This is a genomic window from Coleofasciculus sp. G1-WW12-02, assembly GCF_040219735.1.
GTDB lineage: Bacteria > Cyanobacteriota > Cyanobacteriia > Cyanobacteriales > Coleofasciculaceae > Coleofasciculus.
Map to the genome: position 1 here is coordinate 33,705 of NZ_JAVJRX010000100.1, position 13,923 is coordinate 47,627.

The 13,923-nt window shown below is 45.5% G+C and carries 16 protein-coding genes, 1 tRNA gene and 1 other annotated feature; of the genes, 13 read left to right on the forward strand and 4 right to left on the reverse strand.

From position 1 onward, the window contains the following. The first annotated feature begins 241 nt into the window (after nt 1-241). The 3 genes from RID09_RS16165 to RID09_RS16175 all read left to right on the forward strand — a co-directional run bounded on the left by RID09_RS16165 (nt 242) and on the right by RID09_RS16175 (nt 2,867). Nucleotides 242-1,237 (forward strand): glycosyltransferase family 2 protein, encoded by a 996-nt coding sequence (locus RID09_RS16165; RefSeq protein WP_446336951.1) that lies wholly within the window; start codon nt 242-244, stop codon nt 1,235-1,237. Nucleotides 1,238-1,448: 211 nt separating this feature from the next. Then, nucleotides 1,449-2,441: a ketol-acid reductoisomerase gene (gene ilvC, locus RID09_RS16170; RefSeq protein ID WP_446336952.1), complete on the forward strand. Its 993-nt coding sequence runs from the start codon at nt 1,449-1,451 to the stop codon at nt 2,439-2,441. 219 nt (nt 2,442-2,660) lie between these two features. Beyond that, a complete protein-coding gene (locus RID09_RS16175) occupies nt 2,661-2,867 on the forward strand; it encodes a hypothetical protein (RefSeq protein WP_446336953.1) in 207 nt (68 codons plus the stop codon). A 68-nt stretch (nt 2,868-2,935) separates the two neighbouring features. On the opposite strand, the gene RID09_RS16180 is transcribed toward RID09_RS16175, so the two are convergent. The 4 genes from RID09_RS16180 to RID09_RS16195 form a co-directional block, all read right to left on the reverse strand. After that, nucleotides 2,936-3,298, reverse strand: coding sequence for a DUF5615 family PIN-like protein (locus tag RID09_RS16180; protein ID WP_446336954.1), 363 nt, complete (start codon nt 3,296-3,298; stop codon nt 2,936-2,938). Continuing rightward, nucleotides 3,295-3,534, reverse strand: coding sequence for a DUF433 domain-containing protein (locus tag RID09_RS16185; RefSeq protein ID WP_446336955.1), 240 nt, complete (start codon nt 3,532-3,534; stop codon nt 3,295-3,297). Before RID09_RS16185 ends, RID09_RS16180 begins: the two co-directional genes overlap by 4 nt. Before the next feature lie 38 nt (nt 3,535-3,572). Continuing rightward, nucleotides 3,573-4,115, reverse strand: coding sequence for a DUF1349 domain-containing protein (locus tag RID09_RS16190; RefSeq protein ID WP_446336956.1), 543 nt, complete (start codon nt 4,113-4,115; stop codon nt 3,573-3,575). Between the two features lie 103 nt (nt 4,116-4,218). After that, nucleotides 4,219-4,431, reverse strand: coding sequence for a hypothetical protein (locus RID09_RS16195; RefSeq protein ID WP_446336957.1), 213 nt, complete (start codon nt 4,429-4,431; stop codon nt 4,219-4,221). 226 nt (nt 4,432-4,657) lie between these two features. On the opposite strand from RID09_RS16195, the gene rplS reads away from it, so the two are divergent. From rplS to RID09_RS16245, 10 genes are all read left to right on the forward strand, one after another. Then, nucleotides 4,658-5,020 carry a 50S ribosomal protein L19 gene (gene rplS / locus RID09_RS16200; protein WP_446336958.1) on the forward strand — a complete coding sequence of 121 codons (363 nt, stop codon included), beginning with the start codon at nt 4,658-4,660 and terminating at the stop codon, nt 5,018-5,020. A gap of 93 nt (nt 5,021-5,113) precedes the next feature. After that, nucleotides 5,114-5,186, forward strand: a tRNA-Trp gene (locus RID09_RS16205). 144 nt (nt 5,187-5,330) lie between these two features. Beyond that, nucleotides 5,331-5,561, forward strand: coding sequence for a preprotein translocase subunit SecE (gene secE / locus RID09_RS16210; RefSeq protein WP_446336959.1), 231 nt, complete (start codon nt 5,331-5,333; stop codon nt 5,559-5,561). Further along, a complete protein-coding gene (nusG, locus tag RID09_RS16215) occupies nt 5,558-6,175 on the forward strand; it encodes a transcription termination/antitermination protein NusG (RefSeq protein WP_446336960.1) in 618 nt (205 codons plus the stop codon). Before secE ends, nusG begins: the two co-directional genes overlap by 4 nt. 2 nt (nt 6,176-6,177) lie before the next feature. Further along, entirely contained in the window at nt 6,178-6,603 is a 426-nt protein-coding gene (gene rplK, locus RID09_RS16220) for a 50S ribosomal protein L11 (RefSeq protein ID WP_446336961.1), read from the forward strand. A gap of 105 nt (nt 6,604-6,708) precedes the next feature. Continuing rightward, nucleotides 6,709-7,425 carry a 50S ribosomal protein L1 gene (gene rplA / locus RID09_RS16225; RefSeq protein ID WP_446336962.1) on the forward strand — a complete coding sequence of 239 codons (717 nt, stop codon included), beginning with the start codon at nt 6,709-6,711 and terminating at the stop codon, nt 7,423-7,425. Between the two features lie 29 nt (nt 7,426-7,454). Further along, nucleotides 7,455-7,617: a sequence feature (ribosomal protein L10 leader region), on the forward strand. Nucleotides 7,618-7,671: 54 nt separating this feature from the next. Beyond that, on the forward strand, nt 7,672-8,238 hold the full coding sequence (gene rplJ, locus RID09_RS16230; protein WP_446336963.1) for a 50S ribosomal protein L10: 567 nt from the start codon (nt 7,672-7,674) through the stop codon (nt 8,236-8,238). An 86-nt stretch (nt 8,239-8,324) separates the two neighbouring features. Continuing rightward, a complete protein-coding gene (gene rplL / locus RID09_RS16235; protein WP_446336964.1) occupies nt 8,325-8,729 on the forward strand; it encodes a 50S ribosomal protein L7/L12 in 405 nt (134 codons plus the stop codon). Between the two features lie 472 nt (nt 8,730-9,201). After that, nucleotides 9,202-9,732, forward strand: a complete 531-nt coding sequence (locus tag RID09_RS16240; RefSeq protein WP_446336965.1) for a hypothetical protein — start codon at nt 9,202-9,204, stop codon at nt 9,730-9,732. Nucleotides 9,733-10,434: 702 nt separating this feature from the next. Further along, complete coding sequence (locus tag RID09_RS16245; protein ID WP_446336966.1) at nt 10,435-13,668, forward strand: sensor histidine kinase; 3,234 nt, start codon at nt 10,435-10,437, stop codon at nt 13,666-13,668. Nucleotides 13,669-13,923 lie beyond the last annotated feature (255 nt).

Sequence of the window (13,923 nt, forward strand, 5' to 3'; positions counted from 1 at the left end):
ACTACTATCGTTTTTCACAAAGGTGACTCGCACCCGCTCCATCTCCCCCATCTTCCCCATCTCCTAAGGCTCGATAGCTTAAAATTATAAATATAATATCCACGGCTGATCGTATTGTCTTGTCTCTCAGCAGCATAGAGAACAGCTCAAACCAAAATCTAGACAATAGCGATTCTCAGCCGCTGCGGAGATTTGTCTAAATTATGATATCGAAGCAGAATAATTTTGGTGGAGAAGAGTTATGAAATTTAGCATTGTCATCACGACTTATAACCGCCTCACCTTGCTCAGGCGGGCAATTGACAGTGCTTTGGCTCAAACGATGCCTTGCGAGGTGATTGTGGTGGATGATGGCTCGTCTGATGGTACAGAGGTTTATGTGCAACAGCGACACAAAGAACTCTTAGATAGGGGTGACACTCGTTTAATTTATCACCGAAATTCTCCAAAACTGGGTCACTCAGGAGCGGTCAATCGGGGTGTAGCATTGGCAACAGGAGACTGGGTGAAACTGGTGGATGATGATGACTACCTTGCCCCTAAGTGTCTTGAAGAAATGGCTAAGGCGATCTCCGGGCGTCCAGAGGCTGTAATTTGCTCCTGTCGAGCCATTCAGGTTGATAGGAATGAAAAAGAAGTCAGCAGAAGTCGGCAAGTTGGCAAGGGAACGCTTGTATATATTCCCCAAGACGAGATTCATTACGCCATGCTTTTGGAACTATTGCCATTTGGCACTCCTGTACAAGTGGCATTTTCCCGTCTGGCTTTTCATAAATCAGGAGGATGGGATGCAAAATTCGATACTAATTATGATGATATTGATTCCTGGATTAGAATTGCCCAGTTCGGTGATGCCGTTTTTATAAATAAATGTCTGGCTTACCGGACTGTTTGGGATGGATCATTTAACAGCAAGTTTACTTTAGAGAATCGCCTCGAAACAAACCTGATAATTAAAGAAGAAATTTATGCTTGCATTAGCGATAAATATCGGCATACTTTGCCTAACCTATCAGATATAAAATCGTCAACAATATTACATTGGGGATTTGTCGCGCTCAAAAAAATGGAGGTTTTTATCGCTATAAAGATTTGGCTAAAAACTGAATTTTTAATAGGAGGATCAAGGCTATTCCTGAAGAGGTTATTTTATCGAAATAGTTTGGATAGACTATTGCAAGATTCTCAAATTAATACTTCTTTTTTAGTAACTCGTAAAAATAAAAAAGCTACTTAATTCAAAGTGAGGGAGTTGACACTTCCGTCGCTCAAAGCGAGGGTCTTCTCAGGACTCTCAGATAAGAGTGCTGAGATTTTCGTGACACTCCACACCCGGTCACCCCATACCCCGTCTCCTTTTTGGCGTTCTTAGCCGCCCCTTCAGGTTTTGGGGTAAAATCAAGAGTTCGCAGTCAAACGAAAATGCTTGTAGCAAGGGAGATACTTCTATGACCCGGATGTATTACGACACAGATGCTAACTTAGACCTACTCAGCGATAAAACTATCGCAATTATCGGGTATGGGTCTCAAGGTCACGCCCACGCCCTGAATCTCAAAGAGAGTGGCATCAAGGTGATTGTGGGTTTGTATCCGGGCAGTAAGTCGGTGGCGAAAGCGGAGTCAGCCGGATTAACGGTTCATTCTGTTGCTGAGGCGGCGAAAGCGGCGGATGTGATTATGATTTTGCTACCGGATGAGGTACAGAAAACCGTTTACAATGTAGAAATTGCCCCGAATCTGAAAAAAGGGAACGTCCTTGCCTTCGCCCATGGGTTTAATATTCACTTTGGTCAAGTCGTTCCCCCACCTGATGTGGATGTGATTATGGTGGCACCCAAAGGACCAGGACATTTAGTGCGACGGACTTACGAACAGGGAGAAGGTGTCCCTTGCCTATTTGCCGTGTATCAGGATGCCACAGGTCAAGCTCGCGATCGCGCCATGGCTTATGCTAAAGGGATTGGTGGAACTCGTGCGGGTATTTTAGAAACCACATTCCGGGAAGAAACGGAAACCGATTTATTTGGTGAACAAGCCGTGTTATGTGGGGGATTGAGTGCCTTAATTAAAGCGGGATTTGAAACCTTAGTGGCGGCTGGCTATCAGCCAGAGTTGGCGTATTTTGAGTGTCTCCACGAAGTCAAACTAATTGTGGATTTGATTGTGGAAGGCGGACTAGCCAATATGCGTGACAGTATCTCTAATACCGCTGAATATGGCGATTATACCCGTGGACCTCGCATCGTTAATGACCAAACCCGCGCCGAGATGCGGAAAATCCTGCAAGAAATTCAATCCGGTCAATTTGCCCGTGAGTTTGTCTTAGAAAACCAGTCAGGTAAAGCTGGATTCACAGCCATGCGCCGTCAAGAAGCTGAACATCCTGTAGAAGAGGTGGGTAAAGATTTACGGGCAATGTTTAGTTGGTTGAAGAAGTAGTCATTGGTCATTTGTCATTTGTCATTTGTTAATTTTTGGCAAGACAATTGGCAAATGACATCAGTCTTTATAACCCAGTCCGCGCAGGCGGACTTTGTTTGTGTAGCAGCGATTTCAATCGCCTTGGCAAAAGGGGGTAATAAAGGTGGATTTGGTATAACATTTGTCCTCTTATTCAGCAAACCCCAATTATCATGAACGGGTAAATGCGTAGCGCTAATGACAACAAATAAACTCGAATTAACCCAATCAAAAATAGACTCACCGCAAAATTGGACGGCATTAATTTTATTATCAGTCGCCTTAATTGCTTTGTCGCTAACTGCCATCTTTATCAAGATATCGGTTCAGGAAATTAGCGCCAATGCCACGGTATTCAATCGCCTCTGGTTAGCCAAAACCGGTAAGGGAGCTGATAAGGCATGAAACCGACTATCCGGTAACTTAGTATTAATTCTTCTTAGGCGACATGATAATAATACGCCTTCTTGTACTCATATCGGCAAGCGCCTCACCCGAAACGCTTCATCACTCACAGAAATAATTGCTCCCGCAGCTAAATCCTCCTCAAAGTGATTCAAGGCTTCCATTAAGCGATCGTTAATCATCTCATAACGTTCATTACCCAGTCTAAATAAAATTACGCTGGGTAATGTTTCCCCACTCACCGCCAACAAATAACCAAAATCTAAATCAACAGTTAAAAGAATTTGCCCTTCCTCACGAGCTTTTACAAGAATTTCATCATCGGCTAATCGTTCCAAACCCTCTTCAACTAAATGTATGGCATCATAACCAGCAGCTTTTAACCAATTAACAGTACGTGGCGAGATACCCATATCCGCTAAAAATCTCATCCGACTTTCTCACCCACGATAGGGAAAACCTGCTCTCGTGCCAGCCATGCAGCATACAGCAATGACTGTTGAATATCTTCAGGTTCCAAATAGGGATAATCTTCGATAATTTCCTCCACTGTTTTACCATTTGCCACTAAATTTAAAACTAATGAAACCGGAACTCGCATTCCCCGAATACATGCAACTCCTGCCATGATACGTGGATTAAACGTAATTCTATCTAAATTCAACATAAATTAGTCCTCCAAAACTACTAGATTAGTTTGAACCGCTATGCTGAAAGAGTCTTGATTTGAAATCCCTCAAAGACAACTTGAAACCCTTCCCGTTCCGGTGACGCACACATTAAACCCACTTGCACTGTTTCTGTTTCAGTTAAATAAGCTAATCTCATCATTGTAAATTGTTCGCCGTCAAGGGAATAGTTAATCTCGACAGCGCCGCCGCTACGTTGTAGTTCTAACCATAAGGACTTAGGATTTTCTGGGATACCCACCACAGACCAATCCGAATACTCTCGTGTGACCACTGTGCTGGCATACTGTACACCCTCTACAAACTCAATTCCACACTTTAACCACTTCTGATCATTTTCGCGGATCATTAACCCTGCTTGGTCGTACAGTTTTTGATACTGTCCAGTGATTTTCACGACAGCCATAAAATCACCGGTTATCTCCTGATAATAAAAATGTCCCGTATCGCGGATAAATCCGTAATGCGTCTTGCGCCAGAAGTCTGTTTTTAGTCCTGACGTGACTGTAATTACTTGCTCTTGTTCATTCCAGACAGGCGGTTCATTATACCATTTCATGGAAATTTATCTCTAGTAGATAGCGTTTTTCCTCTGCTAATGGTAAACCCAAAGTGAGGAGCGCGATCGCTCTCCCAGTGGTTACTCCCTTCCCGGTAGAAGATTACCTCTGTTCTAATTGATCAACTTCCTTTTCAGTACGTTCATTTGGGTTTGTGGGATTCCAGTCGGGAAATAGCCCAACTAAAAATTGATTGATGCTGGTGCGGGTGTTGCGGCTCGCATCATCTAGCGGCGCAGGTAGGACGCGATCGCCTAACGTGATAAACAGCAATGCTAGGATCAACAGTGGTCCTAGAATATTTTTGAAACCCATAACTCTCCTCCCAGTCGCATAAATGCATTTGGCATACTGCTAGTTTTCCCCTGAGTCAAGAGAAAATCGTCATTTTTCTATAATTCTTTACATTTTAGCACAATTGACATCCTCACCACGCCGTAGGGGTTTGGTAACCAAACCCCTACGGTCGCTCAAAACTCAAAACTAGACGTCGAGTCAGATAGTGCGTTAAGATTATAGGCTGTGATTTTTTTTAAGAACTATGCATGCTCAAGAGGTTATTCGCTCCATAGAAGCCGAACAGCTCAAATCCGACCTACCGACAGTCCATATTGGTGACACAGTTAGAGTCGGCGTCCGTATTCGTGAAGGGAACAAAGAACGGGTTCAGCCCTACGAAGGTACTGTGATTGCCATGCGTCACGGTGGTATCAACCAAACGATGACCGTGCGGCGTGTCTTCCAAGGTGTTGGTGTAGAACGGGTTTTTCTGCTCCATTCTCCCCGAATTGCCAGTATTACAATCGTGCGTCGAGGTAAGGTTCGTCGGGCGAAGCTCTTTTATTTGCGAGAGCGTGTGGGTAAAGCGACTCGCGTTAAGCAGCGCTTTGACCGGGGGATTTAAATTTTTTTTGGATATTGGCTTGGTATTCATGCCCTAATTGCGTTACAATCAGTAAAGCAAAGGGAATAAATTCACCTCTACCAGCCAACCCAAGCGCTCTTAGTTCAGTTGGTAGAACGCAGGTCTCCAAAACCTGATGTCGGGGGTTCAAGTCCTCCAGGGCGCGTTATAAATATATAAAATTGGGGGAGCATCAGCAGTTCTACCCAAGTCTTATCCACTTCACTGATGAGTGAAGCAGGTTAATATGAATTATGAGTGCTGGGTTGAACAGCTCTGATAATCAGTAGAAGGGGGAAATCAACTTATTGTGGCAAAGAAAACAAAAACGGACACAGAGTCTCAGGAAAAAGCCTCTGGGTTTAATGTTGTAACGTTTCTTCAAGAAACCAAAGAGGAACTTAGTAAAGTCGTATGGCCCTCTCGGCAGCAACTCATTAGCGAATCGGCTGCCGTGTTATTGATGGTCGTGCTATCAGCCACCCTAATCTATTTAGTGGATGGCTTATTCTTGTGGGCATCACAACAGGTATTTGGATGAGTTTTGCAGCAAACGAATCATACGATCGCGACTCACAGCTACAAGAAGCCCCACCTGCCCGTTGGTATGCGGTTCAGGTGGCATCCGGCTGTGAGAAGCGGGTAAAGACAAATCTAGAACAGCGAGTGCAAACCCTAGATGTCGCTGACCGAATCTTAAGAGTTCAGATTCCCCAAACACCGACGGTAAAAATCCGTAAGGATGGATCTCGCCAGCACTCTGAAGAAAAGGTCTTCCCTGGCTACGTCTTGGTGGAAATGGTCATGGATGATGAAAGCTGGCAGGTTGTCAAAAACACACCCAATGTGATTAATTTTGTAGGGGCAGAACAGAAACGTCGCTATGGACGGGGGCGAGGTCACGTTAAACCGGTACCCCTGAGTCCTGGAGAGATCGAACGGATCTTTAAGCACGCCGAAGAACAAGAGCCAGTTATTAAAGTAGACATGGCTGTTGGCGACAAAATCATCGTGCTATCGGGTCCGTTTAAAGATTTTGAAGGCGAAGTGATTGAAGTTAGCCCCGAACGCAGTAAGCTCAAGGCGTTACTCTCCATTTTTGGGCGAGATACGCCAGTTGAATTAGAATTCAATCAGGTGGAAAAAACAGGCTAAGAATGGCAAAAAAAATCGTTGCAGTTATTAAGTTGGCGCTCCCGGCGGGGAAAGCCAACCCGGCTCCCCCAGTAGGACCGGCTCTTGGTCAGCATGGGGTGAATATTATGGCGTTTTGTAAAGAATACAACGCCAAGACCGCCGACCAAGTAGGAATGGTCATTCCCGTAGAAATATCGGTGTTTGAGGATCGCAGTTTTACCTTTATCCTCAAAACCCCGCCTGCATCCGTACTGATCAAAAAGGCAGCGGGTATTGAAAAAGGCGCAAGTGAACCCAATCGGCAAAACGTTGCAACTATCACCCGGGCGCAACTGCAAGAAATCGCTCAGACGAAAATGCCTGACCTCAATGCCAATGATATTGAAGCAGCAATGAAAATCGTCGAAGGGACTGCCCGGAATATGGGCGTCGCGATCGCGGAATAGTCCATGGGTTGAGATTTAAATGCCATCAACCCGCAATCAAAGACCGTTGTCAACCTAATTTGGGGGAGAGGTAAGAAGCTTCGTTAGTCACCCCAGGAGAGATAAATGCCCAAAAAACTATCACGTCGATTACAAGAATTACAAGGCAAGGTTGAAGAGCGACCTTATGAACCCATAGAAGCTCTTAAGCTTTTAAAAGAAACCGCGACGGCAAAATTCCCCGAATCCGCCGAAGCACATATCCGCTTGGGAATTGATCCCAAATATACCGATCAGCAACTGCGGACAACCGTATCACTACCCAAAGGAACGGGTCAGGTGGTACGAGTCGCGGTCATTGCCAAAGGCGAAAAAGTCACAGAAGCGAGTAATGCGGGAGCAGATATTGTCGGTTCTGAAGAATTAATTGGCGAAATCCAAAATGGGATGATGGATTTTGACCTTTTGATTGCCACGCCAGACATGATGCCCCAAGTGGCTAAGTTAGGACGGCTCCTCGGGCCACGGGGTTTGATGCCCTCTCCCAAAGGTGGTACCGTTACCTTTGACCTAACCCAGGCGATCGAAGAATTCAAAGCAGGTAAACTTGAATTTCGTGCTGATCGCACAGGCATCGTTCATGTTATGTTTGGTAAGGCATCATTTTCTGCTGAAGACTTGCTGGTCAACCTCAAGTCCTTACAGGAAACGATTGACCGCAATCGTCCCTCAGGGGCGAAAGGTCGCTTTTGGCGCAGCATATTTGTCAGCGCTACCATGGGACCCTCCATCGAAGTCGATATCCCGACGCTACGGGACTTGAAAGCGGTTGAGGCTGCCTAATGTGAACCGTTAGATTTGTTGACGATCCAATATTTCATTGGCTTGTACCAAAGACAGCAGGTGTTCATCACTTAATATCCTGCCGAGGTCAGCGCCCGACGTATCCACTATCACTGTACATCTAAACTAAAGTACAGGTATTAAAGATACAAGAGCGAAACCCCGGCATGTCCGGGGTTTTGTTATGGCTAATGGCAGGATTTTCTAACTATCAACTATGAAAGGAAACAAGGAGGTGAAACAAGAATGGGCAGAACCCTGGAAAACAAAAAGGAAGTCGTTGCTGATCTCAAGCAACTCTTGAGTGAGTCCCAACTCGCCATCATCATTGACTACCAGGGACTTTCCGTGGCTCAAATTACCGATTTGCGGGATCGGCTGCGTCCCACAGGCACAGTCTGTAAGGTCACGAAAAATACCCTGATGCGGCGGGCGGTTGAGGATGATGAAAACTGGCAACCCATGACCGAATTCTTGGTCGGTTCCACCGCCTTCATGTTAGTCAAAGACGATGTGGGTGGTGCAATTCGGGCATATCAGGACTTCCAGAAAGCCACCAAAAAAACCGACTTCAAGGGCGGCGTGATGCAAGGTCAAGCCTTGAATCAAGACCAAATCAAGGCGATTGCTGACTTGCCGTCTAAGGAAGAACTCATTGGGCAGATTGCGGGTGCGATTAATTCCATCGCCACCCAACTGGCTGTGGGTGTCAATGAAGTTCCTGCTTCCCTGGGTCGCAGCATCAACGAAATTCCTGGCTCACTGGGTCGGGTTTTGCAAGCGCTCTCCGCTCAGAAAGAAAGCGGTGGCTAGTACCTACCGCTACCTGGAACCTAAAAAGCTTACCCTGAGCTTAGTCAAAGGGTCAAACGTAAAAAGTCAAACGAAGGAGTTTATTCATGTCTGCTACAACCGACGAAATTTTGGAAAAGCTAAAATCCCTGACGTTAATCGAAGCGTCGGAATTAGTTAAGCAAATTGAGGAAGCCTTTGGCGTTAGCGCCGCTGCTCCTGCAGGTGGCATGATGATGATGCCCGGAATGGCGGCTCCCGGTGCGCCTGGTGCAGCGGGTGAAGAGCCGGAAGAGAAGACAGAATTTGATGTCATCTTAGAAGAAGTTCCCGCTGATAAGAAGATTGCCATTCTGAAAGTCGTGCGAACCATGACTGGTTTGGGTCTCAAGGAAGCCAAAGATATGGTAGAGTCTGCGCCCAAGCCGATTAAAGAAGCGGTGGCAAAAGAAGCCGCAGAAGAAGCCAAGAAGCAGCTTGAAGAAGCTGGTGCTAAGGTTTCTGTGAAATAGAACTCTGTTGGGGCAATTCCTGAATTGCCCCCGCAATCGATGCATTGAAACGATTGATTTCATCATCCCCCGGATCAACACAAACGGGGGTTTTTCTTCATTTTTGGGTTTGGCTTGTAGTAAGGGATGCGAACCCTCCCCGCCGTCTTGGGGAGGAAACTCTCATCCGGACGAAATGAAAAAAAATGTGACAGTTAATCAATAGTCTACTGGCGGCTCACAAATTATCAAAAGCTAACTATAATTTTTCGATTGATTTTAACTAAGTTTCACGTTTGTTTCTATGTTTATTGGAAAAGCCACCGAAAAATAATCAAGTGGTTTTTCTGAAATGCTTAATTGTCAAGGCATCCAAGGTTTTTACAAAAATAAATCAATCAAAAAAAACCTAAATCTGGAACATTGACTCGATTAAAAACGACTTGAATAGTAACAACGCAACACTACACCCTACCTATTGATGGACGTTACTATGAAACGCAACCTTAAGTCTTTTGTTACCCTTTCAACCCTAGCCGCTACCGCGATCGCGCCTGTTTTATTATCGGCTGATATGGCATCTGCTAAGCCCACTGGAACTGATGCTAACTATATCGGTGCTGGTGTCGCCGCAGGCGTAACCAACGGTGGACACAATAATGATGCGGCAACATTTGGCGGGAATATTCAAGGTCGTGTAACAACTTCAAAAGCGCCAGTTTCTCTGCGCGGTGCTGTTCTATTCAGTGAGGATACCAGCGCCATTATGCCGATTGTTTCCTACGATGTTCCTGTCACGAACAACGCCAATGTTTACGTTGGTGCTGGTTATTCTTGGGTTGAAGCCGAAGAACATGCCACACCTATAGGAAACAAAAATGCTCCTGTTATTACCGTCGGTGCTGAAGCTCAACTTGGTCGCAATCTTGTTGTTTATGGCGATACAAAGGTGGGGATTGAAGCTTATCAAAATAGTCCAGCTTCTGCTGTTAGTATTCAAGCGGGTGCGGGTTATCGCTTCTAAACCATGACGCTCTGGTGAACTAGCAGTGTAGAGACGTAGCATGCTACGTCTCTACGTCGTCGGGGCGGGCGCGAGTTGCATCTAGGTGAAGTCAGAAACGATAATAGTAAAACCCGCCCCTACACTACCTTTCCCACATTCCAGATATGCCAGGACAGGTCTGAAGCATTGCGCCTCGGTATTTTTTTCTGTTCATGAATAATATTTAACAAAAATCAATAAAGATTACATTATAAAAATGGCGGATATCTTTACCATAAAATTACAGTAAAATTTGTTGTCGGAGATACAACAAGGTTAAACTTGAAGTAGAAAAGCCCTATAACCTGATAAAAAACTATTGAGGTAAGGATCATGACTACTGAACTCAGCCAAGTTTTATCGATGATTTTGATCGTTTCTGTTTTCTCGATGGTTCTGTCGCCAGTATTGTGCTGGATTCTTCCCGCCCGCACCGCAAAAAAAACAGTGTAGGAGGGATTTTGAGTCAGCCATCTGATTCTTTGAGGCTAAATCGACAGACGCTTAACTCAACTCCATAACATAGAAGGTACAAGAGAGCAGCGAATTCATCAGGGTGATTATTCCATGAAACTTATACGTCTATTAACCCACCGTCTCCCGGTGGGTTAATTGTTGGTTCGAGCTCAAAGGATAAACATGGCGAGACTTGTCAGAGTATAGTGAGAAGAACATTACGTTTTGGGAACCCTTCTCGGAACGCCGCCGATGTATCAACAGCTCAAACAGCTCTGGCTAGCCATTGTCAACAACCGAGGCGATAATCACCCCCGCTCGCCTAACTCTCCCCTGCAAGCCCCTATCCCCCTGTCATTCTACCCTGAGAGCCAAGGACAACCCGACAACTCAGACGAGATCAACGAATTAAAACAGATCAATCAGCAACTGCGGCGCAAGATTGCTGAACGAGAACAGGTTGAGCAGGTATGGCGAGAGCGAGAGGCTTATTATCGAAACATCGTCGAAAATGCCAATAGCTTAATTTTACGCATCGATACTCAAGGTACAATCACCTTTTTAAACAAATTTGCCCAACAGTTTTTAGGTTATCCGGAAGCAGAAATCCTCGGACATTCTGCAGCTAAGACGATTATTCCAGAAACCGAGACATCGGGACGCAACTTGACCACTTTAATTCAAGACATCATCCAACATCCGGATCAATACCGCTACCACGAAAATGAAAATATCCGGCGGGATGGGAGTCGCGTCTGGGTAGGGTGGACGAATAAAGCGCTCATGGATGTCTCAGGACAAGTGACAGGTATTCTCTGTATTGGTCACGATATCACCGAACGTCATTTAGCTCAAAACGCCCTGCGCTTGATGAATGAACAATTGGAGGAGCGAGTCGCTGAACGTACAGCGGCGTTAACCGCCACCAATGAGCAATTGCGCCAAGAAATTGCTGAACGCCAACGGGCGCAGGAAACGGAACAGCAGTTAATCGCATCACTACAAGCGGCGAAAGACCAGTTACAAGCTATTTTAGATGCTGTACCCGGATGTGTGTCTTGGGTGGGGACAGATTTAAAGTATCAGGGCGTCAACCGTTATCTGGCGAAGACATTTGGATTATCCCCCGAAGCGTTTGTGGGGAAAGAACTGGGGTTTATGAATTCCACCCCCGGATTTAAGGAGTTTATCGTCCATTTTTTTGCCAATCCACTCCAGGAAGCCAACCGAGAAATTGAAACCTTTGTTGACGATAATTGTCGGTATTATTTATTAGTTGCTCAGAAATACCAACAGGGTCAAGCGGCTGTCTGTGTCAGTGTGGATATTACTGAACTCAAGCGCACGGAAGAAGCGTTGCGGTTGAGCGAGGAAAAGTTTGCTAAAGCCTTTCGCTGTTGTCCCAATTCGATCACGATTAGTACCTTAGCAGATGGACGGTATATCGAGGTCAATGAAACATTTAGGCGGTATTCTGGGTATGAACGTCAAGAGGTGATTGGTCGTACTGTTGAGGAATTGAATATTTGGGTGCATTCTGACGATCGCGATCGCATGATTCGTAGTTTGCAGCAGCACGGTGCGATTACGAACCAAGAATATGAGTTTCGGACGAAATCGGGTGAAATTCTCATCGGTTTACTCTCCGCCGAGATTATTAATTTAAGGGGAGAACGTTGCTTACTGGCACTTACCCATGATATTACTCAGCGTAAATTAGCTGAACAGCGTCTCAAAGAGAGTGAAGTCCAATATCGGGCAATCTTTGAAGCCACCACGGATGGTTTAATTATTAGCGACTTAGATGGACAACTCGTGGAGGTAAATCCAGCCACTTGTCAAATGCATGGCTATTCCTATTCAGAGTTTATTCATCTTGATCCCGAAAGCTTTATTCATCCGGACTCCCATTCAATATTTTACGAGTATCTGACTGCGGTTAGACAGGGGGTTCCTTTTCAGCGGGAAGCAGTGGATTTGCGTTCCGATGGTACGCCGTTTCCCATAGAGGTGCGGGGAACCGGGTTTATGTACAAAGGGAAACCCCATCTTTTAGCTGTGGTGCGGGATATTACGGAGCAAAAGCAAGCCGAAGCGCGATTACGAGAAGCGGCTGAACGCGATCGCTTGTTGGGAGAAATTGCGGCTCGGATTCGCCGCTCACTGGATCTGAATGAAATTCTGAATACGACTGTAGCAGAAGTCCGCCAATTCCTGCAAGCGGATCGGGTGCTGATTAGTTATATGGATGGGACGATGCATGGTAAAGTCGTGGCAGAATCCGTGGCGGATAGTTTGCCCTCCTGTTGGGATTTAGCGGTGGACAATGACGAGTATCTTCAGGAGTTAATTGCTTTATTTGAACATACCGAGGTGCAAGTTATTGACGATACCGATCTTTTGGAAACCTCCCCAGAACGTGCTAAATATTTGGATCAATTTCAAGTGAAAGCCGCCTTAGCCGTGGCGATTGTTGTGGATGAGCAAATGTATGGCTTATTAGTGGCGCATCAATGCACAAGTCCGCGTCATTGGCAACCCTTGGAAGTGGATTTGCTGCGCCGTCTGGCGACGCAAGTGGCGATTGCGATTAAGCAGGGACGATTATACCAACAGCTTAGCGAACTGAATACAAACTTGGAGTATCAAGTTGAAGAAAGAACGGCGCAATTGCAGCAAAAAATGCAGGAATTGCAAGAACTAAATCAACTCAAAGATGTGTTCTTACATGCAGTATCCCATGATTTACGCACACCGGTGATGGGGATGTTAATGGTGCTGAAAAATTTACTGAATAGTTATTTTTCTCCTGAAAACCCAGAACTCAGGACAAATGACCAAGGACAATTGACAATCCCTGTCCCCCGTTCCATTGTAGAGCGGATGATCCAAAGTAGCGATCGCCAACTTAATTTAATTAACTCGTTACTGGAGATTCACGCGGCTGAATCTTATGGGATTCCCTGTGAGTGCGAACCTTTAGAACTGAGTCAACTTATTCAAGACATTCTCACAGAGTTGCAACCGTTATTGATCAAAAATCAAGTGACGTTGACGAATCACGTTCCCGATGATTTACCTTTAGTGAGTGCTGACGCCAAACAGTTGTGGCGAGTGTTTGAGAATATAATCACCAATGGGATGAAACACAACCTCCCCGGAATTCACCTCACCCTGAGTGCGACGGTGGTGGAGGGTGCTGTTGGGGGGGATATGGTGCGTTGTGCGATCGCGGATAATGGAGTAGGGATGGAACAACAACAGTGCGATCGCCTTTTTGATCTCTACTATCGCGGCGCGTCTTCTCGCAGCTTAAGCGGTATTGGCTTGGGATTGTACCTGTGTCGGCAAATTATTAAAGCACACGGAGGCGAAATTGGGGTGATTAGTTCTCCTGGAGAGGGGACAACGTTTTGGTTTACTTTACCTGTCTCTCAAGCATCGCTTACCCGTTTGTGAGTGTCAACCAAGTTGTGATGCATTTTTATGTCTAATTGCACGGGGCTGGATAGGATTTATTTTTTGAGGAAAACTAAATAGGTAGCTACGGATTCGACGAACCGTTGAACTCATCACCATCAGCATCTTGGGTAAGCAGATGCAAACTATGGCACTAAAGAGTGTAATTATTAAACAGTCAGCTATACCCATATCCTTATTTTCCTGTTGGTTGCATTGGCATTTCTTTGCCTATCCATTGATTATGACGGCAAT